The organism is Pseudomonas sp. RU47 (genome assembly GCF_004011755.1).
Lineage (GTDB): Bacteria > Pseudomonadota > Gammaproteobacteria > Pseudomonadales > Pseudomonadaceae > Aquipseudomonas.
The window spans coordinates 3,666,513-3,692,230 of record NZ_CP022411.1 but is presented as its reverse complement, the minus strand read 5'-3'; the positions used below and the strand labels follow the sequence as shown (position 1 = coordinate 3,692,230).

Here is a 25,718-nt window from a genome sequence, read left to right as displayed (position 1 = left end):
ATCAATTCACTCGCGAGTAGTCTGGTGTCCATACCGGTGCAGCCGGCGGCGGGTTCGTATCGGTGATCGTAGGGCTGATCATGCCCAGCTTCATGCGGGCATACATGCGGCCCACCAGCGGGCGCTTGCCACGGCTTTCGACGAACACCCACTGGCGATCAATCAGCCAGCGGCGCTGGTAGGCCCGGGCCTTGTAGCCGGTGAGTGCGGCCAGTTCCTCGTCGGAGAGAATTTCAGTTTCCATTGTGATGCTCCATGCCGCGCCTGGCGGTAGAAGTTGGTGATGGGTTATGCGGGCAGCAAACCTTTCGCTTTTGCTTCTGCCCGGCACTGCTCGCGAAACTCCCGGGCCTTTTCTATTGCTTGCTGCTTTGTCGCGGCCTTCCAAGTGGGGCCGACCTGAATGAACTTGCCGCGCAGCTTCCCGCACCAGTGCTTCACGAAATCGCCGTTCTCGATCTGACAGATGGTGCCGGCCGATGCTTTCGGTGCCGTTGCGTAATCCACCAGCTTCTGGTCGTACGTTAATTCGGGCATGAGGATTCCTCGCCTGCCGTACACTGGCAGGCTGTTGAGTTGGGGAGCGATTACGGGTACTGGCGTTTTATGCGATCGGCGATGCCTTCGAGCTTTTCCGCCATGTACCGCATGTCATTGTTATCGCGGCGGGAGACGACGCCCGATCGCCTAACGTTGCGACCGTCGATGATCCAGGCTGCTAAGAGGATGATTGCGGATTCGAGCCGACGCCTAAGCCAGCCGGTGTGTGGGACAACCTTCATCGCCACCGCTCCCTGCAAATCAGGGAGGCGATGTAGAGCGGGGCGAAGATCATGGCGTCACCTCGCGTCGCGCCCACCAACAGACCGGGCCATCGTCAGTGTCGTGAATCGAAAGGCAGAACCAGCCTTCGCCATTTGGACGATCCGGTTCCCAATAGCCGCAGTCCGGATTTTGGGAGTCAAAGTAGCGCTCCGATATCTCGTCCAGGGCGTCCTCAATGCTGGACATCTTCACAACTAAACCCTGTTCGTCGAGCCATTTCTTGCACTTGTCGCCGTCACCCTCATCGAAAGATGGCAGATCCGGGTGCCAGAACATGCCGTTTTCATCCCGCTTTACCGGCCAGTGTTTGATAAGTCCGACGCGATCGACGCGCTCAATCTCTGCAAGCAGCAGGGCTGCCGCCTTCACAAGGTCGCGGCGCCGATCTGCACTCGGCTTGAACTCCCCGACTACACGCGGCCAGGCCGTGCTCAGGCTGCGCGGCTTCCCGGCGAGGCTTGCATAGGTAGACGCCGCTTCGGCTAGTTCGCCATTGACGTATAGGTCATCGCGATACAGCGAAAAGCCCTCGAGGGACACTTGGCGTTGCCGTTCGGCCATGACGTCCCGCGCTGCGCTGTTGAGGCGAATTTCGTTTTCTTCAGACATGACGTCGTCCTTGCCGCTATAGCGGCTGAAAGTTGTACGGGAATTTGAGTTCGTACAGTTTTGGCGACCAGCTGTCAGGCGCCGTTTAGATTCGGTTGCGCTTTGTTCTGATAGAGCTATTTTTGGTTTTTGTTGAACCAAAAAAATAGGCACAGGAGGACAGCCAAATGAGACTTCGAGGCGATGTCTTCTGGTCATGGGCAGACCCTTCGCTGCACAGCAGAACGCACGAAGAAACGCTCAGTAGCGGGATCTATATCGACGTGCAGGTCAGGCTGTCGCGAGCGGGCGAGACTCAACTGTTCATAGGCATATATGCCTCGGATGGGATGGCCTTGCATGAAGAGTCCGATAACTCTCGCCCACGGGAGTCGATGACGAGGGTTTTAGCTTGGGGCGTCGGTCGTGCTCGAGAGCTCGCTGGTGCTGTAGGAGTGAGTGCTTCTACGTCAGCTTCTTCGGGATTGCGGCGAGCCTAAAAAGGGCGGCATAAACCTCGTATCTGATGAAGAGGTATTGGTGCCATACTGGAAGAATAGGAATAGCGGCTCGTAGTTCCGAGCCAGTACCTGTCGGGACCGCGTGTCCAAAAATGCATACCAGTGATGATTTTCGATTCAAAGCCCATCAACACCTACTTGATTTGGATGCAACCACGAACCAGTTGATGATGCTGGTGGTCGCATCGGAGGTTTCAGGACCTCGATGGAGTGAAGCTTTGCTGCGCCAGAAAATGGCTTATGAAGCTTGGTCTGCCATCCTCATTGGCATTCAGATAGATCCAATGCCAATTTTTGATGGTCGACCTCCTGAAGGGGGCAACCCTCCTGTCGGGTAGGTTTGCTCAGGCTGCAAACTCCATCGACACCAGATCATGGGTATTCACTACGGGCTGCTGTTCCTGCCGCAGCGCTGCCTGAACTGCCTCGACAACGCGCTGTAGGTACGCGAAATCGTGGTTTTCCTCAACAGCCTTGTCGCCGACGGGGTAGTGCCACTCATCGCCAAACAGTTCAGTCAGCAGCCTGTCGTGATGCCAGCATTCGTTCGGTGACTCGATGCTTCGCAGAGCTTCGATGTCGTGCCAGAGCTCACGAGCCTCATCCTTGCTCAGCTCATCCAGTTCCCAGTCGTGTCGGCCTGTCTGTTGCCGGCGGCGCTGGAGGATGCATTTTTTCGCGAAGGTATATAGCGCGGCCCCGCTGAATCGGGTGCCGCTGATCCCTCGATCCAGACAATTCAGGACGTAGTGCCAATCACAGTCGGCGACAAACTCCGCAACCGTGCGCGGGCCCATGCCGCCCCAGTAGGCGTTCCAGCTATTGTCCCAGCAGTTGATCGTGATCTTGCCCTGGGCGGTCTGATAGCTCGGGTCGGATTCAGTAGGGCAGTCGCGGCGGCCGAAGTCCTCGAGGAACACGGTAATCGCATCGAGACGCGGCGCGCCGGTGATTACCAGCTTGGTCACAGTCGAGCGCTCAACCTTCAGCGGCTCGGCCGTTTTGTTTTCTGTGGGCATGGAGTTACCTCACCGGTATATTGGGCGAATGTTGATATTGGAGATTAAAATGCGGCTTTTTCACTACACGGATGTCTATGCCGTCAAGTCTATTATTGAAAATGGGAAAATGTGGCTAACAGATTCTCGATTCCTAAATGACTCTCAAGAAATGCATGATGGCGTAGAGAGAATAATTAATTATTTAGAGCATCAAAAGAAACACTTTTCGCATAGGCATGAATGTTTAGAACGTGCTGCTGGATACTTAGCGCAGGACCTCGGCCTAGGGCCATATTTTAAGTCTGAAAGACGTCCTGTATATGTTTGCTCATTCAGCGCGCAACGCGATTTATTGAGCCAGTGGAGAGCTTATGGAAGCTACGCTATTGAATTTGAATCGGATGACATTCCTCTGCATGTAAAATATTGCGTATATGATACTGATGAAAAAAATACGCAGGCAGCGCATGAGGCTTTGTCTGCCCTGGAAATCGTTGCAAGCGAAATGAGTGGCGATGGACTTTGTGGTGCTCCAAGCTTTGAAGCAGTAGCGAATCTCGTGTCCTTGGCTGCAACATTCAAAGATTCCAGCTTTTCAGAAGAGAAAGAGGTCCGTTTAATACTTGGCCACGATAAGGATCCGATGTTCGATCAGCGGCTTAGAGTTCAGTTTAGGGCTAAAGGTAACTATTTGATTCCATATGTAGAGCAAGAGATTCCCATCAAAGCGATAAAGGCAATACATGTCGGGCCTATGCGAGACCAAGACCTTGCCTATACCTCGATGAGTGCCTTTGTTCAAAGTCAGTCCTTGAGTGAAAGCATCTATGCTGAAAGAAAGCAGCATTGTGTCAAAGTCATCAAGTCTTCTATTCCATACAGGGCGCCTTAAACGAGTAGGCGCGGCAGAGCCAGGATTGGAAAGTCAGGCGCTTGCGGCGAGGGCCAAGGTTTCCTCGCCGCCATGTGTTATGCCAGCATGCAGATCCACCTTGCGTCCGGCAAGCATTCCCGCGATTTGCGCATCTAGGTCGATATCAACATCACGCGTTTTGCGGGCTTTGCCCACGCCTTTGTTAGCGAGGTATTCGGTGATCAGCGCCTTGTCTTGCGCTTCGACTGCGATGAGGTCGCGCCCATCGCTCGATGACTGGGTATCGTCCTCGCCTTTCGGGACAAGGGTGCTCAGCTTCCCGTAAACCTCGTTGACCCATGCGAGCGCGAAGTGGTCGCCCGCTGTTTCGGCTGAGTAAGGACTGCGATGCACGCCCGCCCGAATCTTGGCGACATATTGCTTGCGGGCAAATTTAAGCTTTGTCAGCAGCGCCTCAAACGCATAAAGCGCGATGTGCTGTGCAGGTGTCACCCCCACAAAGGAAGTTCGGGCGATGATTCGATCCTTTTCACTGCAGTACTGCCGACCGTACAAAGAGGTGCATCCGAAAACGTGGGCAACTGCACCGCTCAGGTTCCGCTCCCACGCCGGCAGGCGTTCGGCCCGGTAGAATTGCGACTCGACTTCGCCGACGTCGCTCAGCTTCACATCCATTTCGGTCAGCCGGTACTCGCGCATCAGTGCCTGCGCTTGACGAAGCGCCGTTGCAGCTTCGTTCTCATTTGCGCTTTGGGCCAGTGCCAGGCAGTGCTTGATCTTACGGATCGCGCGCTCGAGTTTCTTTTCGTCGAACCGTTGTGCGGACATAGGGGATCCTCGCCTAGGTGGCGTAATGCATAAAATTAAGGTATGTATTTATCTTGAGGGTGGCATTAGGCCGCCATGGAGTTCTATTTTGAGGAGTTTCGAAATGGCCAAAAAAAATGACGATGTCCAAGAGACGGCACCGTTGACTTGTGGATTGGTAATGCCCATTTCGGCCATGGACGGATGTAGCGCGGAGCATTGGGTTGAAGTTAAAAACATTATTTGTGACGCAATAGGCAGTATTGAGGATGTCGCGTTTACATCGAAACTTGTAAGTGAGCAAGACGATGTTGGGGTCATACAAAAACGTATCGTTCAAAATATTTATTTATCGGATGTGGTGGTTTGTGATGTAAGTTGTAAAAATGCCAACGTTATGTTTGAGCTTGGCATGAGATTGGCTTTTGATAAGCCGACTATTCTAATAAAGGATGATAAGACTGATTTTTCTTTTGATACAGGAGTTATCGAGCATCTAGTCTATCCCCGGGATTTACGATTTTCGCGTATTGTTACGTTCAAGAAGCTGCTTGCTGAAAAGGTGAGTGCGACATATCAAGCATCCTTGAATGACCCGCATCATTCGACTTTTTTGAAGAATTTCGGCAGTTTTAAAGTAGCGTCGGTGGATCAGACTGTGGGAACGCCGGATCAAGTGTTGCTTGATATGATGCAAGACCTAACTCGAGAAGTTGCTCGGATTGGTCGTCGAGTATCTCGAGACTATTCTTCCACAAGTTCCGGCTCAAGCGCATCGGTAAGTATTGAGTTTATAGATGAGTTGGTAGGGGTGCTGAAAAGCTATAAGGAGATTAACCCTTCCCGAGATACTGAGAGCTGTGTGGGTGATGCGTCTTTTTATAGCTTTTTGTTGGATCATATGAAAGAGGCTAGAAGGTTTGGTTCTTATGCCGATTTTAAAAAAACGGTGAACGGCTTTCTTGCAATTAATCCACAATTTCTCAATTAGATTTATGACTTTCGCGCAGCGGATTACACAAAGTTCGCCTTGTCGAATAGTTTGGCTTCGCAGCAAAGAATATTGCTCGGACCAGCCCATTTTGCGTCAGCAGCTTATGATGCCTCTTCAATAGCCACGGTGATCTCCGTGATCGGTGGTGGCAATTTGGCTAGGGTTGGTTTATTAGGAGTGATCAATCATCACGAATAGTAAGGAAGTCTTATGTACGCGGGAGAGGTTTCAGTGGATGCGATGACCGTGTTCGGCATCGGGATTTCCACTCGCCACGGGAAAGCATACGAACTCGCTGAAATGATAAATTTCTGCGTTGCATTGGAAAGTCGAGGCGTGCAAAAGAAGGTCGTAAGCGCCTTCTATGACTCGAACAGCTGCTGCTGTAGCTTTGAGCTATGTCCATCAGTCGATCGATACGACGATACAGAGCAGGCGATTCTTGATGCGGCGAAGGAAACTATCGGGCAGTTTGATTGGTTCGGTACGGTTAAGCATGGCGCACCGTTAGAGGGGGGCTAACAATTTCGTCGTCAGGCTCTAGCGGATCATCGGCCAGCGACTTCATGCCGGCGGCCTGAATAATGCGCGACACCTTTTCGGTAACAACAAAAGGTGTCGTGACACAGCGAAGCATCTTGGCCTGAGTTGCGAAGTCGGCGGCAATCAGGTTGATCAGAAGCCGCTGGTGAATGTCCTGCTGGTTGTTTATGCCGTGGGCTGCCATGACGCGCTTGAGGTCAGGCTTGAACACCCCGGCCACTTCAACCGTAAATTTTTCGACGCCCAATGCAGCGCCCTTTGCTGCTGCCTTCTCGCGCTTTTTCTTTTGCTTGATCGCTTCCTTCGTCGGCTCCTGTACTTCGGCCATGGCCTACCTCTTCAATTCCGCTGGCCGGCAAGTCCAGCCAGGTCGGTTTGCGGCGCTGCTGCACCTTTCTGCTGGTACTTTTCACTGTGGGTCCGAGAAGATTATGTCGCTCTCTTGGCTGATGACGCGCCGGCCGATTTCGGCGGGCACCTGACAGTGCTGCCGGCCGTATGCACAGTTGTTACTCATGGAATTCTCCATTCAGGCGCCGCGCTCCGTGACCGGATGCGTAACGAGGGTGGTGGCAATTTGGTTTTTAGTAGATTATTGCCGTTCTTGGGTCTGTCTTCGGGTGGTCGCACACCGGAGCATTCACTGCTGGAAGCACTATTTTGGAGGTAAATATGGAAATAACGATTCCCATGTCGAACACTGTAGCGAATCAGATCCGTAAGAATCTTGGTATCGGCGAAGACCCTGTAGTTAGAAATCAATGGTTCAATAATCAAGAAGTAACCTTGGATGGTTGGCACTTTGTTTCCTGCAGGTTTGACAACTGCAAAATTAGAGTCTGCTCCGGCAGGTTCAAGATGGAAAATTGCTTTGTTGATGAAAAAACGTTGGTTGTTATCAATGATGAGGCGTCAAATATTGTTCGTATGTTTCATTTGCGAAATAAGTATATGGCCGAAAATTATCCATTTTACGCACCAACGCATAACGAGGATGGTACTTTTTCTGTTGGGGTGAGTGAGTGAGCTTTTCTGGAGGGGTACAAGCAGAAATAAAAGTTTCACCTCAAAAAAGCCAGATATTTATCGCAATCAGTGCCATCGCTTCGGCTTGTTCTTTACTTGCATGCTTTGCTTTTTTATGGACTGGAAGGGAGCGATGGGAAATACCTCTATATGCGGCTGCGGCTGCGGGATTAGTGGCTTTCTTTTGCTGGCTTGTCTCTCACAGAAATTCTGATCTGTCAGGTGGGGCACCGACGGAGATTAAAATTTCTCCAGAGCAGCTGTCAGTAACGATTGATCCGCGCGCCGATCTTAATAAAAATGTATTGCAAGGCGTATCGGATTATATAAACACTATTATAAATCGGCAGCCTCTTCCGTTGGCAAACGGAATAGTGAATGTTGATGGAACTATTGTAAAGGATTCGAGTGCGGCGGCTGAAGCTGAAGTGAATAGGCTCAACAAAATCGCAGCAGCCCAACTTGAACAAGTTGTCAAACTATTTGGTGTCGAAAAGAAAGACCCATCTCTTCCAAATCAGGAGTTCATTGAGCCTCCAAACTACACGGGTGAAGAGCCTCTTGGGAAGTAATGCGGTGCTGGAACGGTAATCAATGCTCACATCCTCCTAACCGGTTGGCTTTTTCTTCGAACTGGATCGCCATGTCGAGCGCCGCCTTGTAGGTCCAGCGAAAGGCCTTGGTCTGGCCGGTGGACAGATCCACGATGTGGAAGGCCTTGCCAGCTTTTCTCACCTGGAAACGCACCTTCGTCTCTGGTATTACCAAGGCGGCGAGCTTGGCGAATGTCTCGCGTGCTTCCTGGGTGCGAATCATCAGGACGCGCAGAACATCAACGCGCTGTTGTATAAGTTGGTGCATTTTTGGTCCCTCGGTAGTGGGGTTGCGTATATTCGTCAGCACTCGGCGCCCGCCTGCTGGTTGCCGTTGGGCGCAGGGGAAAGTGCTGATTAGTAGAGATGGGGAAGGATAGGTGCCGGACAGACCCGGCCTACTCACCACTGCCCAGGTGACGGGGCCTGCCGTAGACTACAGGTTCGACCAAGCAGTACTACACGAGATAAGCATATGAGTAAGAATGCAAAGTATTACACTGTTGATTCCGCGCGAGGTCTGGCTCCTTATTGTCAAATATCTCTAGGCTCTTACACGCTCGATACGCCAGTGAAGACTGATTTCCTCAACCAAATACACCCTGAAGGCTTGTCTAAACACGGCTACAATTATCTCTACAATCCTGAAGTAGTAATGAATAGTTTAACTGGGGCGAGTAACTCTCTGTTAGTGGGGCTGATATTTGAGCTGGTGCGCCGTAGCTATTTTCCGGAAAAGCCATCCCGCTATCAGTCGCTATTTGCTTGCGAACGTTTTAGTGATGCAAAGCGATTTAGGGAGTTACTCGCGAAAGAGAAAAATGAACAAGAGATAGAATCAGCCTCAATATATGAGGTGATTACCGAGAGCGTGGTTCATCGCGGTGATATGAATCTGTTAGGTACTGATTGCTCTGTATTGGAACTGTATCAGCGGGCACACCTTTACTGGTCCAGTGAGGAATCACCTCATAAATTCGCGGAAGAGCCACTTTGGGAGATATTGATTCCTCTCCCAACATTGGTTGGGCAGCGGATGTCGGAATAGCGGGTCATTGGTGTAATTTATACCGGGAGGTTGCAGCCACACTACCAATCATCATCACGTTGTTTTCGCCTTCAGCAAAGCGGCTTTCTCCCTCCTCCAGCTTCATCAGTGCGGTCTTTAAAGCCGTTATCGCGCAAGAGGGCGAGGCAGCATCCACGCTGAGCGTGTAGGTTTTGTTTTTCTCGCCCACCCTAATGCCAAATAAAAATCCACGCCTGTCTTGTGTGGTGTCAGTCATTGTAACTCCGGGGTTTGTGCTGGCGGATGACGGGTAGAAACACCCGCCGATGTAAAAGGATAGATGCCGGACAGCCCCGGCCTACTCACCACTGCCCAACTGACGGGCTTTACGCTAGGCTGAGCGCTCTCACACAACGCAGCTTGCGAAGGAGGGCGAACTTGCTATGCGCAAATTCAAACTGAAGTACCTGAATGACTCCGACGATTCTTGCCCGAAGTACTACGAAAGCGCCGAGCCGATAAAGGTTGGTGATGCCATTCTTGTTGATAACGGCTTCTGGCACGGCGTTACGGACATTCGAATTTTGAAGACAGATATTCGTCTAACTCTTTCGAAATCGTCTCAGTCACCGGAAGAGGCCAAGCTCGTAATGAAGCAACTATTGTCCGACTGGTAACGATCGTTGCGTACTTGAGGCAGCTCGCCGCGTCGAGTTCTTTGCTCGGTTGCATCAACGTAATTTTCGTACGAAGTCCAGGCTCGCCTTGCTGAGCCACCGTCATGAGCGCGGCCCTATTCGAGAGGCCAGTTATGGAGCTTCAACTCGCGGTAACTTTGCGTTGCTGTCCACTGAATGCAGCATTTAGATGCTCCTCTTAGTCATCCCAAAGCACCCTCGCAAGAAGGTGCTTCAGTGATGATTGATATCTCGTTGCACGTCTGCCGGAGTCCTCTCTCTACCCGCTGCCGCTACTGGCGTCACATCGGGTGGCTGTGCAACTTTGCGTGCTCTCATGAGAGAGCCCGGCCAGTCCCAGAGCTGGCATGGGGATCGAAATTTGTGTTTCGCGCTGTGCCCGTTGCCGGGGATCGATCCACGAAGATTTCTAACTGTTAAAGAACGGCGCGGCTTTCGCTGCTGGCCGTGCTTCTCGGCCTGCGTTAAATATAAGCCTGCTTATCAGCGGTCGTCAATAAGTGTGCTTATAAAAGTTTCCCGGGACGATAAAAAGCCCGCATTGCGCGGGCTTCTCTTAGCAGTCCGGGTATCTCTTCCATCCGATCCGAACGCTATTGGGGCATGTCCGTTCCACTGTTATTCCATCCGTGTCGTCAAGTTCTTGCAGAATGCGATTCCAAGCTTCAAGCGGTTCATCGTGGCGCCTGGTTATGGTTACTGCTTGGTACTTCTGCACCTTCGGATCTGACACCATTCTCTGAAACCGCCGGCCTACTTGCTCATAGCAGCTATTGCGGCCAGCGACGTTTTGATAGTACTGATTCATGCCTATTCCTTGGTGATGCTGTATGGATAAACAGTATTCGATCCCTAGGTAAACGGCAATGCATACGGAGTACATTTGTACTCTTTCGGTGGCCAAACGAAAAAAAACCCACCAAATGGCGGGCTAATTTTAGAGTGTGTTAATGATCAGAGCCTGCCTGTCATTCGCACCGCTACACCGATGATCCGGCAGTCTTCGTCCATTTCGACCATTCTGTAGGCGGGGTTAAGCGGCTTTAGATACCGAACCCCTCCGTCCTCTACGAGCTTTTTAAATGTCGCTTCGTTGCTGGCCGGAAGCTTCGCAATCACCAATTTACCTGGCTTAACGTCAGCTTCTGTATCAACCAGAATCATCATCCCTTCAGGAACGCTGACCCCTGACGGCGCTGTCATCGAGTCGCCTTTAACCTCAAGCCAAAATGCCGGGCCTTTGGAGTCGTAATCGGAGAGCTCATAACGATCGGAAAATCCGTCAGGGTATGGCTGCACCGCCTCCTCCCATGAGCCAGCGGAGACCCAACTGATCACTGGATATCGATAAAGTTGCTCGGGTTGGGTCGCCATTCTCACATTGGAGTCACCCGAGAGCTTATCTGTCATCGATCCAATCCCGTCGGAAAGCCATATCGCACTGACACCGCAAAGGTGGGCAAATTTCGCGAGATGGACGCTCTGCTGGTTCTTTCCAGTCTCCAACTGCGAGATTACGGGCTGCTCTACTCCGGCCTTTTCGGCAAGAGCTTTCTGGGTCAGGTTCGCATGCTTGCGTGCGAGCTTCATGCGTTCGGCTAGTGTCGTCATGTCCGTAATTTATAAGTTCCCTTATGCGCTTGCAAATAAGCCTCCTTCTCCATACGATATAAGTGTGCTTATTAGGAGGGCTCTTTATGACCCCTATCGAAAGGCTCGTCGAGCATTTCGGCGGGCAGACCAAAACGGCTCTTGCGCTGGGGGTTACTCAGGCCGCGGTTTCTTACTGGGTAACCGGAGCCTATTCCATGAGTGCGAAAACGGCGTTCAAAGCGGAAGAACTCACTAATGGATTAATTACGGCTCGCGAGCTTTGCGCTCAGCCAAAAGCGGCGGTCAGTGCTGCGTAGTCGATGAAGAATATTTTGCTGCTTTTGATGGCTACTCGCCACGGAAACAAATTTGAGGGTTTACGAATGGAAGATTTCTTGAGGGCTTGCCACACCACCGTCAAGGAAAGCGGGGCAGAGGAACTGGCCGGGAAAATGTGTATGGCTCACGTGAGCTTGCTGCAACGCTCGAATCCGGACAACGCCGCGCATCACCTGACCATTGAACATCTTTTTGGGATTTTGCTGCATACCGAAGACATGCGCCCGTTGAAAGCGTTGGCAGATCAGTTCGGTTTCGAGCTCGTTCCGAAGGTTGCGCCGGCACCCAAAGAGCTGACTGCCTCGCTGGTACATGTCGGCAAGGAAGTAGCTGATCTGACCATCGCTGTGCACGAGGCTTTAGATGACCAGCACGTTTCAGCCGGCGAGAAGACCGACATTCTCACTGAGATCGGACATGTACGCGAAAGCCTTCATTTGCTCGAAAGCTCGGTGAAGGCAGCTTGAGTTTCAGGCACAAAAAAGCCGGGCTGCAACCCGGTTTCTTCAAAACGCAAAACACTGAGGGGCCATTATGAATACGAACGTCACCCCCGGTAATCCCTCCATTCCTGCGACACGTTTTGGTCAATCGCAAAAAGTGTCGCGACACACGTCATCTCGTTTTGCCGAATTGAATATCGGAGCCTCGCTGTGAGCGTTCAAGCAATGTCATGGGCGCTGTCTTTGCCCACGCAAGTTCTCAAGGATGCCAGCGCACGGCACGTTCTGCTGTGCCTGGCCAACTATGCCGGATCGAACGGTACTGGCGCGTTTCCGTCAGCTTCCACCCTGGCTCAGGACACCGGTCTATCCGAGCGTACCGTGCGTTACAAGTTAGATGACCTGGAGAAGTCGGGACTGATCAAGCAGGGCAATCAGGCGATTGCTGCTGTTCACATTGATCGCCATGACCGACGGCCAGTCGTTTACGACCTCCAATTATTGCGGGGTGCAAATGCTGCACCCCGTTCCGAGCGGGGTGCAAATGACGGCACGGGGTGCAATCCACAACAGAACGGGGTGCAAGCTACGACAGATCGGGGTGCAGCGGCTGCACCCAATACGTCAATTAACCATCAGGTAACCGAACAGCAGTTGCAGCGCGAGTTTTCTGGTGTGGTCGATGATCAGGATCGAAAAGCTCTCGATGCTCTCGAAGATCCTCGCCAGCGCTTTTCGATGTTCGCCGACTGGGAGTTCAGCGCGAAACAGTTGGAAGACCAGCTTCGTCTGATGTGCTTGCCGATCTCATCGGCTACCGATGAATTGGTAAATTCGTTTAAAGGTTTCTTCATCGCCAAACCCGATACCCGTGACAACTCCGCCGGTTGGTGCCACCGCCTTGCCAAGTGGATCAAGCGTGATCGCGCTGTGAAGTCTGGTGACATTGAGGAAGAGATGGATGCGACCGGTGACTGGACCGCCAAAGGGGTTCGGGTATGAAATCTGCACGCGATCTTATTGCCAAACGGCGAACCGACCCTACCTACGTGCCGACGTCCGACCCAGTAGTGGCCGAGGTTGATCCATCGACCAAAGCTGTCATCGACGATTTGTTCCTGCGTCTTCGCGGTGCTTGTGGTGCATGGCGCCAGTCTTGGCCGACTGAGGTCGTGATGAACGCCTCGAAGCTTGAATGGCTCGGCGAGTTCATGCGCTCCGGGATCAACCGGATGGAGCAAATCGACCACGGCATGCGCGTCCTGAGTGCGAGTAAGTCGGCATTTGTTCCGGCGCCTGGCGTTTTCGTTAGCTGGTGCTTTGCCCCTGAAGGGCTGGGATTGCCGAGCGTCGAAAAGGCGTACGCCCAGGGTCTTCGCAACTGCCATCCCGCTATGCGTGATTCGGCCAAGTGGATGCACGCTGCGGTCTACCACGCTACTGCGGCCGCTGGTTTTCATGGCCTGCCATTGCTCTCGCGTGAACTTGGTTTGGCGAGCTTCGAGCGTCACTACTTGGCCCAGTGCAGGAAGATCTGGAAGGGTGAACCCCTAGGCTCTATCCCTATTGCTGAACTTGCTGCGCCTAAGCCTGATCGCAACCCAGAAGTGGGTAACACCGCTTTGGCCAACTTGCGCGCGATGCGTGCGGGGAGGGCAGAACGTGTGTGACCGTCGTCTTGCTGTACCCGAAATCGATACCTATCGATTCGCAGTGTTCTGCTGCTCGTTCAAGGTCGATTTGAGTTCGCCACCTGATCACGCGCTGGCGCTGTTTGCCGACGAGGCCATGGCCAAACGTTATGGCTCGTGGATGTGGCCGGGGACCTATGAAGTCGTTGACGTCGTGACGGGGAAGCCTGCATGCGAGTGAGCTCGAAGAAGCTTCGCGCCTCGGCCAATGGCCAAGAGTGCACCGTCCGGATGCCAGGCATCTGCAATCACAATCCAGAAACCACCGTCCTCGCGCATCTGCCTTGCGGGCAGAAGGGCATGGGCATGAAAGGCTTTGACACCGTGGCGGTGTACGCGTGCAGCGCTTGCCACGACGTGATCGACGGCCGCGCCGCCGGCGAGATCGACTGGCAGGACGTGCCGCGCGCCATCGCCGAAACCCACGAAGCCCTGATCAGGGCTGGAATTCTCACCGTGAAGGGGGCCGCATGAGTACCGCCGCGGTGAAGATCACCGAAGCTGAGATCAAGCGCCAAGTGGCCGGCACCGTACAGGACGTACGCGACATTGAGAATAAGGGCCTGTACCTGCGCTTCAACAAGGCTCGAACTGGTGGCTCGTGGTACCTGGTGTTGAAGGGCAAGTGGAATCCCATCGGCACGTTCCCCGAGCTGACTCACAAACAGGTTGTAGCGGCGTTGCCGTCGCTTCGGCTGCGTCTGGCCGCCGGGGAGGGCGCGAGCCTGTCGAAGTGGAACGTTGTTGGCGAACTGCTGGACTGGTTCGCTGATCGCATGTCGCGCGATCGTAATCTGTCGACCAAACGCAAAAACACCGGCGCCTCGATCATCAAGTGCCACCTGAAACCGCGCCTCGGCGAGCTGCCCCTGATCGGTATCGACAAGGCTGCTCTCGACACCCTGCTGATGTGGCCGCTGCAGGAGACGGTTTCCATCGACTACGTGCGTTCCGCGTTCCAGCTGTTGGCCTTGTCACTCCGGCAGGCGGCCAAGCTGGGATTGATCACGCCCAACCCGATGGCAGCGATCCGGTTCAACGACTTCTCTAAGGCAAAGGTCGGCATCAAGCCGTCCCGTCTGCGCGGCGTTCAGTTGGAAGGCCTGCTCGGGCAACTGGCCGAAGTCATGAGCACCGCGCCGCTGGATTCGATGCTCGCACTGATGATGCTCTGCCATGGCACGCGGATCGGTGAAACCCGGATGGCGCGCTGGTCGCACATCAGCCTGGCCGAACGCGAATGGTTCATCCCGGCCGAGAACACGAAAACCGGTGTCGAGCATCACCTGCCTCTGACTGAGCAAGTATGCACGCTGCTGACCCGGTATCGAGAAGGCCAATACGCTCGAGGCTATGAGGGCCAGTGCTTGTTCCCTGCACGTAATGGCAAGGCACTGGGCGAGGCTCAGGGCTGCGCAGTGTTTCGTCGACTGGGGCAGGGCGATTGGACCAGCCATGACCTGCGCAAGGTGGCGCGCACCGGTTGGGCAGACCTAGGCATCGATCACCTGATTGGTGAGCTGCTGATCAACCACGCGATGGGCCACAACGTGAAGGTTTACATCCAGTCGGACGTGATGAGCCGCAAGCGTGATGCCCTCGAGCAGTGGCACGCGCATCTAGATCAGAAAGGCTTTGCAGCGATTCATGGATTGACCGGCTTTAGATTTGAAGATTCCGGTAATTCGCTGCAAGCCACAGACCATAAGGCCTGTAAGGCCATTGAAGAAACAACCATAGGCGAGGTTTCAAAACATGCAGAAAAGGCCAGTGCCTAGCTTTAAGCGGGAACGGATCGAGCTGGAGCCTTGCTCGATCTGCAAGGGAAAAGCGGTAGTAAAAGGGTTGTTTTATGAGCTGGTTTGCACTGATTGCAACGGTTCAGGTTGGGTTGTTAGAGGCAGCAAATTGGTGCTTTCTACCGATGAGTTGGTCACACAGTTGAGTTTCAAATTGCAACGCGCACAGAGTGAAATTTCTGCGCTAGAAGGCTTGCCACTGACAAGGGAGCCACAGAGCCAAAACGAACGAGTAAACCGCCTGGGGGCGGGCGGTACAAATTACACAGGGGATTGAAGGGATGATGATTCGTAAGCCGGCTGGTCGACCATTGGGTGATACCGAATACCTGCTTGAGCAGTGGGGATGGTGGAGAATGGATGCAAAATGCGTATCGGGGTACATGTCCCCAACGCTGGCATTGATGCGACAAGCTATTGCTCCAATAAATAGCAGCAAGAGTTACTGCGTTACCGACGACCAAGCCATGGCGGTGGATCTTGCAGTTTCACGACTGTCAAAGCGCGATAATGAAATGGGCGACATGGTATGGCTGTACTTTGCGGCGAAGTGGGCAATGGCTCGCGTGGGCAAGCAGTTTGGCATGAGTGAAGGAAAGGCAAGGGAGATCGTACGTGCCGGGACCGCTTGGATCGACTGTTCTATGAGCATGTCAAGCGCGTCGCCGAAAATGGCAAACGTTTCATAGCGCTCCGAATGTTCCCTGTGCTGATAGTGGCGCTTCTTCTGATTAGATGGCATTGTGATGTACATCAATGCCCCCGCATCTTGGGGCGCACCACACGCAGACAGGGACACAGTCGGAATTATGCGCCTAATCGACAAAGTTGAAATAGCTTATTTCAGATCGATGTATAAGGATGACTTAAGTGACTGCGCTGAGGTGAATATAGTCTTCGGTCGAAATGATTCCGGAAAGAGTAATATTCTACGAGCCCTGAACCTGTTTTTTAACAACAATACAAGTCCTGATCAGGCTTTTGTGTTTGATCAGGATTTCAATCATTCCCGTCGCGCTCAAGCTGGTGGTGAAGGGGATATACGGAAATTTGTTTATGTAAAAATTTGGTTCAATACTCCAGCAACTTGGAAGCGATCGCTAGGTGATCAATTTTGGGTCAAGAAACAGTGGAGTATTTCTTATAGTGAAGAAGCACAGTTAACATCCTCTATCCCGGAGCAGCGCAGAAACTATTTGTCGCGTTTTCTTAATAAAATAAGGCTTTACTATATTCCGGCCATCAAAGATAGGAAAATTTTTGAAAGTTTGCAGGCGGAAATATACAAGGTCATATCGCGAAATATAGAATTCTCTGATTCCCTAGGTGCGTTCAAGAACGCCCTTCGTGATAGGACTGAGGGGTTAAGTCAACAGCTTTTTAATGAGTTAAATATTTCTAGCGTTGTTACCACGCCCAAAGATCTTACCGATCTATTTCGATCGCTGGATTTTGAAACAACCTCCGAAGTGGGGGACTCATATAGTTTGACCCTGCAAAGAGGCGATGGAGTCCAGGTGAGGCATATTGCACCCATTCTTTCGTTCTTGGCCGATAACAGTGAGGAAGACTTTCATATTTGGGCATTTGAAGAGCCAGAGAACTCGTTAGAACTAGCAAATGCAATTGAAGAAGCAGAGCGGTTTAGGTTTTTTGGTAGGCAGAATAACAAGCAGATTTTTCTAACAAGCCATAGCCCAGCGTTTTTCTCACTAGAACACGATGATGTTGCACGTTTTTTTGTGACAAGATCGGAGGAAATTGAAACGCGTTTAAACTCTAAGATTTCAAAAATCGGCTCGCCGCAGGATCCTTTGCCCAGCGAGTTGATGGGAGAGACGCCTCACCTGCCAGTGATCAGCCGTTATCTTAAAGATGCACATGAAAAAATTGTTCAGCAGCAACAGCACATGCTTGAACTCTCTCAAAATATTGAACGAAATAATCAGTCTATTATATTTGTAGAAGGTGAGTCGGATGTACTCATACTGACTAAGGCATGGGAAGTTCTAGTTGGTGGGGAAATGCCATTTAGATTCGAATCTGCAGGCGGCACGACTCGAATGAAAAGCCTAACTAATGACGGAAAGATTTTGGTTGACCTAGCTCCTGGTAGGAAAATCTTTGCCCTCGTTGATAACGATTCTGAAGGGAGGGCATTGAATACTACTAGTCGTCTAGAAGTTAGAGGGCGTTGGGTTCAACATAACTCAAATAAAGTGTATTGGTGTAGGTTGCCTTTCTTGCCCGAATTCGAAAATCTCATGAAGGCCATCAAGCTTCCCAAAACTCTATGGCCAGGTTGCCTTGAAAATTTATTCAGCGCTGAACTCCGCGCGCGCGCCGTTGCGGACGGATTCCTTCAGATTACCGAAATGCCACACGCAGAGGTTTTGACTCCTCAATATTTCGGGCTGGTGCAGCCTTATGTGCGTACTAGAGCAGATCTCGGGCATTATTATCTCTTGACAACACATGAGGACTGGAAGGTCGCATTTGCATATTGGGTAGTAGAGATCGCAGATGATGAACCTGGCATCTTTGAGCCTCTCAGAGAGGTTTTTGAAGGTGTTCTCAGGATTCTGGAGGAAGAATAGTGGTGAGGCTTCTCTAAAAAAGCACTCTTGTTAAATAAAGCTTTTCCGCGCGTAATAGTTTTGTTTTTATAGCAGCGTGAACTGCTGTGAACGCAGCGAGACGCTTTCAAAAACCGGCCATCGAGCCGGTTTTTTTTATCAATTTCAGGCCCTGCACAGCGCGGGGCTTTTTTGTTTTCGGCCCCACGGCTGTCTCCTTGCCTAAAGCGGATGCCAGCGACGTGGAGGCCGACTTATTTGAGGACTTCAAATGAACTCGGAGCACCAGGCTCTCGTGGATGTGCCGTTGTGGCTGTTGGTGCTGCTGAGCATGGCCGGTTTGTCCGGGGAGATGCTGAGGGCGTCAGGTAGCGACCTTGGTCTGCAGCAGATCCTTCAGCGCGTAGCGTTACGGTTTCTCGCGTCCGGCCTTTTGGGAATGGCCACTTTGCTGCTCGCAATGGCGATCTGGAATAGTCTGTATTTGGCCGCAGGACTGGGCATCGTGATCGCGGTGATTGGAGCAGATGTCGCGGGAGGTCTCTACACGCAGTTTTTGGCTAAGAAGGCGGGGGTCAGCTCTTCAGCCTCGGATTCCAAGATGAATGACAAATGAGGTGGTTCCGATGCGGCGCCGATCTCGGCCGCACGAGCAGCGTTGCACCATATTGGCGCTGAAAACCGCCGGGGACCCTGAGGTTATCCGAAGGGTACGGGGTCGGAAACCCGCGGGAAAGCGTTAGCCACAGGGCTGGAAAGTTAGTTGACAGTGGTTGACAGGTTGACAAGAAATTCTGTGTTTCCAGCGACAGGGTTCGCGTGATCCAAACAGTGTTTTGTAGTGAAGTAACCCCCGGTTCTATTGGGCTGTATAGCCTTTTCATGCCTGTTCATTTTCTTAAACAGCAGCCCCGGCGCAATGGTCGGAAGGCCTGTCAACTAAGCCGGGTTAGTTGACAGGCTTAACAAGCCACGACGATGGAGGCCGCATGGCTTTTGTAACTCGCAAGGAGTACTGCGAGCTGAAGGGGTGGTCGAGGCAGTACGTCGGCAAACTGGTCAAGAATGAACGACTGGTTCTGAATGCTGCCGGGCAGATTGACGTGGAGGCCAGCGAGAAGCTTCTGGCCATGACGAGCGACCCGAGCAAGGCCGCCGTCGCCGCTCGACATGAGCGCAATCGCCCGAAGCGGGGTGATCAGCCACCGCTGGAAATAGTCATCGCAGACTTTGTAGATGACCCCTCTGGTCAGGTACCCGACTTTCAAAAGTCACGCGCGCTTCGTGAGCACTACCTGTCGCTTCAGGAAAAAAACAACTTCCTTAAAGCCCAAGGCACCTTGGTAGAGCGCAAAGCGGTCGAAGATGCGGCCTATAACGCCGGTCGCTTACTGCGCGATCTTTTGCTTGGAATGGCGCCACAGCTATCACCGGAACTGGCCTCGCTGTCTGATCCATGGCAAATCGAAAAGCGTCTGACGGCGGCTTTACGACAAACACTGGAAGATGCTGAGCGGCTGTCTACAGCAGATTTAGAACAAGCCATTACCCCGAGCTAAACCTATGTCCTTAGAAATGTCGAACGGTGCGACGGTGTACCGCGAAGCGTATTTCCGTGGGCAGCGACCAGAGCCAGATGTCTGGATTGATCAGTGGGCCGACGAGTACATGCGCATTCCGCGCGACACGGGTGCGGCCGAGCCTGGTCAATACCACACTTCGCGCACCCCTTATGCGCGTGAGCCGATGCGCTGTCTGTCACCAGCCCACCCGTGCAAACGCGTGGTGACTATGGTGGCTTCGCAGTTGATGAAAACGCAGATCGCCTTGAACTGGATCGGCGGCCTGATCCACATGGCCCCGTCCAACATCCTGACGTTGTTGCCCAGCCTTGGGTTGGCCAAGCGGGTATCTTCGCGGATTGGTAAAACCATCAAGGCTACGCCGGTTCTGCGTGAGCGCGTGGCGTCCAACCGCTCGCGAGATGCGCGCAACACCATGGACACGAAGGAGTTCGAGGGTGGTTCGCTGTACATCACCACGGCCGGTTCTGCGGCCAACCTAGCGGAGCTTTCCGCACGCTACATCTACGGCGACGAGGTTGATCGCTGGAGTGTGGACGTGGGCGAAGAGGGCGACCCGGTCGAACTGGCCGAGACTCGCGGTAGTACTTTCGGCCGTAACGCAAAATTTTACTTTTCCAGTTCGCCCACGGTCAGGGGGGCGTCCCGGATCGCTGATCTGTTTGAGGTCAGCGATCAGCGTTACTACTACGTGCCGTGCCCAACCTGTGAACACATGCAGGTTCTGGAGTGGGAGCGTTTGCATTACTTGGCGGATTTTCAGGTTGTGCATTACCAGTGTGCCGGCCCCGACTGCGACGTACTGATCGAGGAACGCTATAAGGGCGAGATGCTGGCGAAAGGGGAGTGGCGAGCACACACCAAGGGCGATGGCGAAACCATTGGTTTTAACTTGAATGCGTTGTACTCGCCGCCCGGCTGGACTGGTTGGGCCTCGTTGGCCAAGCAATTCGAGAAGGCTAAAAAGGCTCAGGCCAAAGGTGATCTGGAGCCGATGCAGGTGTTTTATAACACTCGTCTGGCCAAGGTCTGGGATAGCGCTCAGGAGCAAACCTCGGCCGATGTGCTGAGGGATCGGGCGCGGCTGGAAAACTACGGGCTTGGCTCAATGCCCGACGGCGTGTTGATGCTGACCGCTTCTGTTGACACCCAAGCCAACCGCCTGGAACTGATGGTGATGGGTTGGGGCGCTGGCATGGAGCGCTGGGTGGTCGACTTTCAAGTGATCTCCGGCGACCCCGCCGATGAGCGCACCTGGGCGGCGCTGGACGAGTTACTCAAGGCCCGTTACCGACACCCTTGTGGTGCTGAGCTGATGATCATGGCTACTGCGGTCGACTCCGGTGGTAACCACACGGATGAGGTCTATCAGTTCTGTCGTATGCGCCGCTGGCGCAGCGTGTTCGCCATCAAGGGGGCGAGCAAGCGGGGCCGGCCGGTGATCGCGCAGCGACCTTCGATGGTCGACGTGACATGGAAGGGCCTGACTGAACGGCATGGCGCCGAGCTTTGGATTGTCGGTACCGACACGGCGAAGGACTGGATCTATAACCGCTATGTATTCGACACCGGCCCGGGAGCGCTGCACTTTGCCAACGACCTGCCGGATGACTTTTTCGCCCAGTGCGTGGCTGAGCGCAAAGTCACCCGTTACGTCAGGGGGCATAAACGCATCGAATGGACCAAGGGCAAATCCGAGCGTAACGAAGCGCTCGATCTGTTGGTTTACAACCTCGCCATGGCCCATTACCTCGGCATCAATCGCTACCAGGATCACGATTGGGCGCGGATTCGGCAGGCGGTCAACGAGTCGGTTTCGGGCGATAGCAGCCAACCCGTTCAGAGCGAACGGCTCAGCCGGCCAGTCGTAACACCGGCAGCACCGCAGGCGCCGCAACCAGCCGTGAAATCACGTCCGGCAGCCGCTCCCCCACAACGCCGCAGTTCCACCAGTGGCTACCTGAAGAGACGCTGATATGTCATTTACGAAAAAGCACCTCGACGCGGTTGAGACGGCCATTGCTCGCGGTGAGAAAACTGTGCGCTACACCGACCGTACCGTGGAATACCGCACGGTCGATGAGCTGCTCAAGGCGCGCGAAGAAATACGCTCGTCGCTGGCCAGCGCCGCCGGTCCACGTTCGCGCGTGGTTCGCCTTTATCACGGGGGCAGGGGACTTTAATGGCCCGACATTTTCCGACGTTGACCCGTAACGGCTTTGTGCTGCCGTCCAACATCAAGGCCAGTTACGAAGGCGCTGGTGAAGGCCGCCGATCCGCTAACTGGGACGCTCCCGACAACGGGATCAACAGCATCAACACCCCGGCACTGCGCAATTTGCGGTCGCGCTCCCGGGCAGCGGTTCGCAATGACCCGTATGCCTTCAACGTCATCGACAAGCGCGTCAGCAACCTGATCGGCACCGGCATCACCCCTCGGCCAGCGACCGATGATGATGCCCTGCGCAAGCTGCTGCAGGAGCTGTGGAGCGATTGGGTTGATGAGTCTGATGCGGATGACCGCACCGACTTTTACGGCCAGCAGGCGCTGGTGGCGCGCACGGTGGAAACATCGGGCGAGTGCTTCGTCCGATTGCGTCCTCGCAGTCGGGACGAAGGTTTGGCGGTTCCGCTGCAGTTGCAGATCCTGGCGCCGGAGTTCGTGCCGCACGACAAATTCGAGAGCACCAAGAACGGCAACGTCATCCGAGCCGGCATCGAGTTCACGCCCGGCGGCAAGCGGGTAGCGTATTGGATGTACCTGTCGCACCCGCGTGATGCGGCCTCGTTGAACGCCGGCTACAACCAGCTAGTGCGCGTCCCGGCCACGCAGGTGCTGCACATCTTCGAACCGGTCGAACCTGGCCAGTTGCGCGGTGTGCCGCGCTTGTCGCCGGTTCTGAAACGGCTACGCAGTTTGGACAACTACGACGACGCGGTGCTGTTCCGTCAGGAGGTGGCCAACCTGTTTGCCGGCTTCATCACTCGCCCCCCGCCGGAATCGGGACCCATGCCGCGCGACCCGGTTACCGGTGCGCCACTGGTTACGGATCGCGATGGTTTTACGCCGATGGTCGCGCTCGAACCCGGCACCATGCAGGAACTCGGTCCGGGCGAAGAGGTGGAATTTTCCAAACCGCCGGACGCGGGCAACAACTACCCGGACTTCATGCGTCAGCAGTTGATGGCTGCAGCGGCGGGTAGCGGTACGCCTTACGAGATCCTCACCGGCGACATGCGCGGCATCAACGATCGAGCGCTGCGGGTGGTACTCAACGAGTTTCGGCGTCGCCTGGAACAACTGCAGTTCAGCGTGTACGTGCATCAACTCTGCCGCCCGGTGCGGGCCGCGTGGATGGACATGGCGGTGCTGTCGGGTGTTCTGGTGCTGGACGATTACGCACAGAAGCGCCGCCAATACCTGCGCACCCGCTGGGTGCCGCAAGGCTGGGCTTACATCCAGCCGGTGCAGGACGTGCAGGCGCGAGCGATGGAGGTGAGAGCCGGTTTTTCGTCGCGCAGCGAGATGGTCCTGCGTACCGGCTACGACGCCGAAACGGTTGATCTGGAAAACGCCGCCGATCTGGCGCGCGCCACCTTATTGGGCCTCAACTACAACACCCTTGATGCCGTCGAAGACACCGACGACAAGGAGCAACCATGAGCAAGAGCGCGAAACCGCGTATTTACAACCGCGCTGGCAAACGCGTCGAGGTCAAGGACAAGACCTGGTACGCCGTTCATGCCAGCGGCGATGCCACCGAGCGAGTGATCGAAGTCTTCGTCTATGGCGAGATCGGTGCTTGGGGTATCACTGCCAATCAATTCGTGCAGGATCTGCGCGCCATGGATGATGGTGTGTCGCCGGTGGTCGCCGCGTTCAACAGTATCGGCGGTGACCTGTTCGACGGTCTGGCCATGCACAACGCGCTGTCGCGGCTGGGCGAGCGCTGCACCGGCCGGATCGATGCACTGGCCGCGAGTGCGGCCAGTGTGGCCGTGTGCGGCGCCCACCGCGTAGTAATCGCGGCCAACGCCATGTTGATGATTCACAACCCATACACCTATACAGGCGGTAGCGCTGAGGACTTCCGCCGGGTTGCTGATGTATTGGATCAGACCTTGGAGGCGATCATCGCGGCCTATAAGGCCAAGGCGCCCGACATTGATGACGCCGAACTGCGGCGAATGGTTGATGCTGAAACTTGGCTGACCGCCAACGAAGCGGTGGCGTTGGGGCTGGCCGATGAAGTGGGCGACGGCGTCAAGGTCAAAGCCTGTCTCGGTCAAGGCGCGGTGCTGCAACGATTCCAGAACGCACCGGCTGATTTGCTGGCCCAGCTCGACGAGGCACCCGAACCGGATCCGGATCTTGAGCCTGTCGATCCGCCGCCGGTGCCGCCCGTCGTAGACTCGGCCAAGTTAGCATTGATGGTCACTCAGCGCTGCACGGCGGCGGGCATCAGCAACCTGGTCGAGCCGCTGCTCAAGTCAACCCAGCTTGAAAGCGAAGAGATCGTTTTAGCCGGTCTGGCGCGCGCCAAGGCGGTAAACGACCTCTGCGTGGCTGCGCGGCTGCCGGAATTCAGCGCCGAGTATGTCGCTGCAGGTCTGGACGAGGCGGCTGTGCGGGCGCGTCTGTTCGACAAGATTGTCACCAGCGGTAAGGGCTTTGAAATCGACAACAGTCTGCCGCTGGCGGACGATCTGGCGCCCAAGGTGCTGGCCAAACAACCTGACCCCAACTCGATTTGGGCTGCTCGCCAAGCGGCCCAAACTGGAACCGCGCAAAGCGCGAAAGGAGCAAGAGCATGACCATCAAACAGGAACCGATGCACGCGGGTGAATTCCTGCTGTCCGAAGGCGCCGGCAATATTTCGCGTGAAGCGATCAACGTCGCGGCCGGTCCAGAGTTGTGGCCCGGACAAATCCTCGGACTGGTGACCGCCTCCGGCGAATTCGCACCGTACGAACCGACGGCAGAGGACGGCACTGAAAACGCGGTCGCCATTCTGTACGGCCCGCTCGGTGAATCCGATGTGGTGCGTCGCGGTCGCGCCGTGGTGCGGTTGGCCGAGGTCAGCGAAGCGCACCTGACCGGTCTGGATCTGGCCGCCGAGAAAGCACTCGCCACCCATTTCGTGATCGTCCGCTAAGTCGATCCTTTTTTTGTATGCATCCCGCCGCGTGCGGGATTTTTCGTTTCTGGAGAGTACCCATGGCCGATATCGCCATTTTTGAAGACGAAGCGTTTACCGTTACCTCGCTGACCGCTGCACTCAATGATCAGCCCTACCTGCCGGGCCGCATCAGCGCCTTGGGCCTGTTCCGCGAGGAAGGCATTACCACCCTGACCGTGCAGATTGAAAAGGACGGTGACACCCTGGCACTGGTGCCGGCCGGTGAGCGCGGTGGTTCTGGCCTGGTGGTTGCTGCGAGCAAGCGCAACCTGATCCCGTTCAACACCGTGCACCTGCCGGAGCGTTTCACGATCAAGGCGGATGAGATCCAAGGCATCCGCGCCTTCGGCACTCGCACTGAGCTGCAGGCGGTTCAGGATGTGGTCAATGCACGTCTGGCAAAGGCGCGTCGTCAGTTGGACGCGACGCATGAGTTCCAGCGCATGGGTGCCCTTAATGGCCTGATCCTTGATGCCGATGGCCAAACCCCGCTGTTGGACATCTATGCGGCCTTCGGTGTGCAGCGTCAGAAGTTGTCCATGGGGCTGACTGAAGCCGGTACCGAGCTGCGGGTCAAATGCGGTGAGGCGCTGGACATGCAGGAGGATGCGCTGGGCAGCGTGACCAGTACCGGCTCGCGCGCTTTCTGCGGCAAAAACTTCTGGAACAAGCTGATTGTTCACAAGTCGGTCAAAGAGACCTACCTCAACAGTCAGCAAGCGGCAGCGCTGCGTGGTGACGCCCGGGAAAGTTTCGAGTTCGGTGGCATCATTTGGGAGCGTTACCGTGGCAAGGTCGCCGGCGTGTCTTTTGTCCATGACGACAAGGCGCTGCTGGTTCCGGAAGGCGTGCCAGATCTGTACATCTCGGTGTTTGCACCGGCCGACTACATGGAAACGGTCAACACCCAGGGCATCCCGTACTACAGCATGATCGAGCCGCTGCCCTTCAACAAAGGTATGGCCGGTGAAGCTCAGTCCAACCCGCTGCACCTGTGCACTCGACCGCGCGCCCAGATCCTGCTGGAACTCTGAG

Annotated in this window: 37 protein-coding genes; 26 read left to right on the top strand and 11 right to left on the bottom strand. The window is 54.5% G+C overall.

The annotated features are described in order from the left end of the window. Window position 1: 1 nt before the first annotated feature. The 4 genes from CCX46_RS16745 to CCX46_RS31175 are packed head-to-tail and all read right to left on the bottom strand — an operon-like array spanning window position 2 to window position 1,101. Window positions 2-244: a DUF4224 domain-containing protein gene (locus CCX46_RS16745; protein ID WP_127928180.1), complete on the bottom strand. Its 243-nt coding sequence runs from the start codon at window positions 242-244 to the stop codon at window positions 2-4. Window positions 245-288: 44 nt separating this feature from the next. Then, on the bottom strand, window positions 289-537 hold the full coding sequence (locus tag CCX46_RS16740; protein ID WP_127928178.1) for a hypothetical protein: 249 nt from the start codon (window positions 535-537) through the stop codon (window positions 289-291). A 50-nt stretch (window positions 538-587) separates the two neighbouring features. Beyond that, on the bottom strand, window positions 588-782 hold the full coding sequence (locus CCX46_RS16735; protein ID WP_041481068.1) for a hypothetical protein: 195 nt from the start codon (window positions 780-782) through the stop codon (window positions 588-590). Window positions 783-831: 49 nt separating this feature from the next. Further along, window positions 832-1,101 carry a hypothetical protein gene (locus tag CCX46_RS31175; protein WP_127930414.1) on the bottom strand — a complete coding sequence of 90 codons (270 nt, stop codon included), beginning with the start codon at window positions 1,099-1,101 and terminating at the stop codon, window positions 832-834. A 500-nt stretch (window positions 1,102-1,601) separates the two neighbouring features. Here CCX46_RS31175 and CCX46_RS30895 point away from each other — a divergent pair, with 500 nt between their 5' ends. Then, complete coding sequence (locus CCX46_RS30895; RefSeq protein ID WP_127928176.1) at window positions 1,602-1,913, top strand: hypothetical protein; 312 nt, start codon at window positions 1,602-1,604, stop codon at window positions 1,911-1,913. A 113-nt stretch (window positions 1,914-2,026) separates the two neighbouring features. Continuing rightward, window positions 2,027-2,272 (top strand): hypothetical protein, encoded by a 246-nt coding sequence (locus CCX46_RS16720; protein ID WP_127928174.1) that lies wholly within the window; start codon window positions 2,027-2,029, stop codon window positions 2,270-2,272. Between the two features lie 6 nt (window positions 2,273-2,278). Here the strand turns inward: CCX46_RS16720 and CCX46_RS16715 are convergent, their stop codons facing one another. Next, window positions 2,279-2,953, bottom strand: coding sequence for a hypothetical protein (locus CCX46_RS16715; RefSeq protein WP_127928172.1), 675 nt, complete (start codon window positions 2,951-2,953; stop codon window positions 2,279-2,281). A 49-nt stretch (window positions 2,954-3,002) separates the two neighbouring features. Between CCX46_RS16715 and CCX46_RS16710 the strand changes: the two genes are divergently transcribed. After that, window positions 3,003-3,827, top strand: a complete 825-nt coding sequence (locus CCX46_RS16710; protein WP_127928170.1) for a DUF2971 domain-containing protein — start codon at window positions 3,003-3,005, stop codon at window positions 3,825-3,827. Between the two features lie 33 nt (window positions 3,828-3,860). Here CCX46_RS16710 and CCX46_RS16705 read toward each other — a convergent pair whose 3' ends face one another. Then, entirely contained in the window at window positions 3,861-4,637 is a 777-nt protein-coding gene (locus tag CCX46_RS16705) for a DUF2786 domain-containing protein (RefSeq protein WP_127928168.1), read from the bottom strand. 103 nt (window positions 4,638-4,740) lie between these two features. Here CCX46_RS16705 and CCX46_RS16700 point away from each other — a divergent pair, with 103 nt between their 5' ends. Both CCX46_RS16700 and CCX46_RS16695 read left to right on the top strand, forming a co-directional pair. Then, window positions 4,741-5,607, top strand: a complete 867-nt coding sequence (locus CCX46_RS16700; RefSeq protein WP_127928166.1) for a hypothetical protein — start codon at window positions 4,741-4,743, stop codon at window positions 5,605-5,607. Between the two features lie 234 nt (window positions 5,608-5,841). Further along, entirely contained in the window at window positions 5,842-6,132 is a 291-nt protein-coding gene (locus CCX46_RS16695) for a hypothetical protein (protein WP_127928164.1), read from the top strand. Here CCX46_RS16695 and CCX46_RS16690 read toward each other — a convergent pair. Beyond that, window positions 6,101-6,481 (bottom strand): hypothetical protein, encoded by a 381-nt coding sequence (locus CCX46_RS16690; protein WP_127928162.1) that lies wholly within the window; start codon window positions 6,479-6,481, stop codon window positions 6,101-6,103. The genes CCX46_RS16695 and CCX46_RS16690 overlap by 32 nt on opposite strands. 344 nt (window positions 6,482-6,825) lie before the next feature. Here CCX46_RS16690 and CCX46_RS16685 point away from each other — a divergent pair, with 344 nt between their 5' ends. Further along, window positions 6,826-7,179 carry a hypothetical protein gene (locus CCX46_RS16685; protein ID WP_127928160.1) on the top strand — a complete coding sequence of 118 codons (354 nt, stop codon included), beginning with the start codon at window positions 6,826-6,828 and terminating at the stop codon, window positions 7,177-7,179. Further along, on the top strand, window positions 7,176-7,751 hold the full coding sequence (locus tag CCX46_RS16680) for a hypothetical protein (RefSeq protein ID WP_127928157.1): 576 nt from the start codon (window positions 7,176-7,178) through the stop codon (window positions 7,749-7,751). Before CCX46_RS16685 ends, CCX46_RS16680 begins: the two co-directional genes overlap by 4 nt. A 19-nt stretch (window positions 7,752-7,770) precedes the next feature. On the opposite strand, the gene CCX46_RS16675 is transcribed toward CCX46_RS16680, so the two are convergent. Further along, window positions 7,771-8,040: a hypothetical protein gene (locus CCX46_RS16675; RefSeq protein ID WP_127928155.1), complete on the bottom strand. Its 270-nt coding sequence runs from the start codon at window positions 8,038-8,040 to the stop codon at window positions 7,771-7,773. A gap of 207 nt (window positions 8,041-8,247) precedes the next feature. Between CCX46_RS16675 and CCX46_RS16670 the strand changes: the two genes are divergently transcribed. After that, entirely contained in the window at window positions 8,248-8,820 is a 573-nt protein-coding gene (locus CCX46_RS16670; RefSeq protein WP_127928153.1) for a DUF2441 domain-containing protein, read from the top strand. A 4-nt stretch (window positions 8,821-8,824) separates the two neighbouring features. Here the strand turns inward: CCX46_RS16670 and CCX46_RS16665 are convergent, their stop codons facing one another. Further along, window positions 8,825-9,058 (bottom strand): hypothetical protein, encoded by a 234-nt coding sequence (locus CCX46_RS16665; RefSeq protein WP_041481062.1) that lies wholly within the window; start codon window positions 9,056-9,058, stop codon window positions 8,825-8,827. A 166-nt stretch (window positions 9,059-9,224) separates the two neighbouring features. Between CCX46_RS16665 and CCX46_RS16660 the strand changes: the two genes are divergently transcribed. After that, on the top strand, window positions 9,225-9,458 hold the full coding sequence (locus CCX46_RS16660; protein WP_041481061.1) for a hypothetical protein: 234 nt from the start codon (window positions 9,225-9,227) through the stop codon (window positions 9,456-9,458). Window positions 9,459-10,035: 577 nt separating this feature from the next. Here CCX46_RS16660 and CCX46_RS16655 read toward each other — a convergent pair. Further along, window positions 10,036-10,287, bottom strand: a complete 252-nt coding sequence (locus CCX46_RS16655) for a DUF1654 domain-containing protein (RefSeq protein ID WP_127928151.1) — start codon at window positions 10,285-10,287, stop codon at window positions 10,036-10,038. Window positions 10,288-10,433: 146 nt separating this feature from the next. Next, complete coding sequence (locus CCX46_RS16650; protein WP_127928149.1) at window positions 10,434-11,090, bottom strand: LexA family protein; 657 nt, start codon at window positions 11,088-11,090, stop codon at window positions 10,434-10,436. 86 nt (window positions 11,091-11,176) lie between these two features. On the opposite strand from CCX46_RS16650, the gene CCX46_RS16645 reads away from it, so the two are divergent. The 17 genes from CCX46_RS16645 (at window position 11,177) to CCX46_RS16560 (ending at window position 25,717) form a co-directional block, all read left to right on the top strand. Next, on the top strand, window positions 11,177-11,389 hold the full coding sequence (locus CCX46_RS16645; RefSeq protein ID WP_127928147.1) for a transcriptional regulator: 213 nt from the start codon (window positions 11,177-11,179) through the stop codon (window positions 11,387-11,389). A gap of 66 nt (window positions 11,390-11,455) precedes the next feature. After that, window positions 11,456-11,878, top strand: coding sequence for a phage regulatory CII family protein (locus CCX46_RS16640; protein ID WP_127928145.1), 423 nt, complete (start codon window positions 11,456-11,458; stop codon window positions 11,876-11,878). A gap of 201 nt (window positions 11,879-12,079) precedes the next feature. Then, window positions 12,080-12,856: a helix-turn-helix domain-containing protein gene (locus CCX46_RS16635; protein WP_127930413.1), complete on the top strand. Its 777-nt coding sequence runs from the start codon at window positions 12,080-12,082 to the stop codon at window positions 12,854-12,856. Then, entirely contained in the window at window positions 12,853-13,524 is a 672-nt protein-coding gene (locus CCX46_RS16630) for a replication protein P (protein WP_127928143.1), read from the top strand. The genes CCX46_RS16635 and CCX46_RS16630 overlap by 4 nt, the downstream gene beginning before the upstream one ends. Then, window positions 13,517-13,726 (top strand): hypothetical protein, encoded by a 210-nt coding sequence (locus CCX46_RS16625; RefSeq protein WP_127928141.1) that lies wholly within the window; start codon window positions 13,517-13,519, stop codon window positions 13,724-13,726. Before CCX46_RS16630 ends, CCX46_RS16625 begins: the two co-directional genes overlap by 8 nt. Then, a complete protein-coding gene (locus CCX46_RS16620; protein ID WP_127928139.1) occupies window positions 13,717-14,019 on the top strand; it encodes a nuclease domain-containing protein in 303 nt (100 codons plus the stop codon). The genes CCX46_RS16625 and CCX46_RS16620 overlap by 10 nt, the downstream gene beginning before the upstream one ends. Then, window positions 14,016-15,323, top strand: a complete 1,308-nt coding sequence (locus CCX46_RS16615) for a tyrosine-type recombinase/integrase (protein ID WP_127928137.1) — start codon at window positions 14,016-14,018, stop codon at window positions 15,321-15,323. Before CCX46_RS16620 ends, CCX46_RS16615 begins: the two co-directional genes overlap by 4 nt. 302 nt (window positions 15,324-15,625) lie before the next feature. Next, window positions 15,626-16,033 (top strand): antiterminator Q family protein, encoded by a 408-nt coding sequence (locus tag CCX46_RS16605; protein WP_177413864.1) that lies wholly within the window; start codon window positions 15,626-15,628, stop codon window positions 16,031-16,033. 120 nt (window positions 16,034-16,153) lie between these two features. Continuing rightward, window positions 16,154-17,941 (top strand): ATP-dependent nuclease, encoded by a 1,788-nt coding sequence (locus CCX46_RS16600; protein ID WP_127928133.1) that lies wholly within the window; start codon window positions 16,154-16,156, stop codon window positions 17,939-17,941. A gap of 250 nt (window positions 17,942-18,191) precedes the next feature. Beyond that, on the top strand, window positions 18,192-18,536 hold the full coding sequence (locus tag CCX46_RS16595; protein ID WP_127928131.1) for a phage holin family protein: 345 nt from the start codon (window positions 18,192-18,194) through the stop codon (window positions 18,534-18,536). Window positions 18,537-18,909: 373 nt separating this feature from the next. Further along, window positions 18,910-19,479, top strand: a complete 570-nt coding sequence (locus CCX46_RS16590; protein WP_127928129.1) for a terminase small subunit — start codon at window positions 18,910-18,912, stop codon at window positions 19,477-19,479. 4 nt (window positions 19,480-19,483) lie between these two features. After that, window positions 19,484-21,478, top strand: coding sequence for a phage terminase large subunit family protein (locus tag CCX46_RS16585; RefSeq protein WP_127928127.1), 1,995 nt, complete (start codon window positions 19,484-19,486; stop codon window positions 21,476-21,478). A gap of 1 nt (window position 21,479) precedes the next feature. Continuing rightward, on the top strand, window positions 21,480-21,686 hold the full coding sequence (locus CCX46_RS16580) for a phage head-tail joining protein (protein ID WP_064390998.1): 207 nt from the start codon (window positions 21,480-21,482) through the stop codon (window positions 21,684-21,686). Beyond that, window positions 21,686-23,167, top strand: a complete 1,482-nt coding sequence (locus CCX46_RS16575; protein ID WP_064390999.1) for a phage portal protein — start codon at window positions 21,686-21,688, stop codon at window positions 23,165-23,167. Before CCX46_RS16580 ends, CCX46_RS16575 begins: the two co-directional genes overlap by 1 nt. Beyond that, window positions 23,164-24,318, top strand: coding sequence for a head maturation protease, ClpP-related (locus tag CCX46_RS16570; RefSeq protein WP_127928125.1), 1,155 nt, complete (start codon window positions 23,164-23,166; stop codon window positions 24,316-24,318). The genes CCX46_RS16575 and CCX46_RS16570 overlap by 4 nt, the downstream gene beginning before the upstream one ends. Then, complete coding sequence (locus CCX46_RS16565; protein WP_064391001.1) at window positions 24,315-24,659, top strand: head decoration protein; 345 nt, start codon at window positions 24,315-24,317, stop codon at window positions 24,657-24,659. The genes CCX46_RS16570 and CCX46_RS16565 overlap by 4 nt, the downstream gene beginning before the upstream one ends. 62 nt (window positions 24,660-24,721) lie before the next feature. Next, window positions 24,722-25,717 carry a major capsid protein gene (locus tag CCX46_RS16560; RefSeq protein WP_127928123.1) on the top strand — a complete coding sequence of 332 codons (996 nt, stop codon included), beginning with the start codon at window positions 24,722-24,724 and terminating at the stop codon, window positions 25,715-25,717. Window position 25,718: the final 1 nt, after the last annotated feature.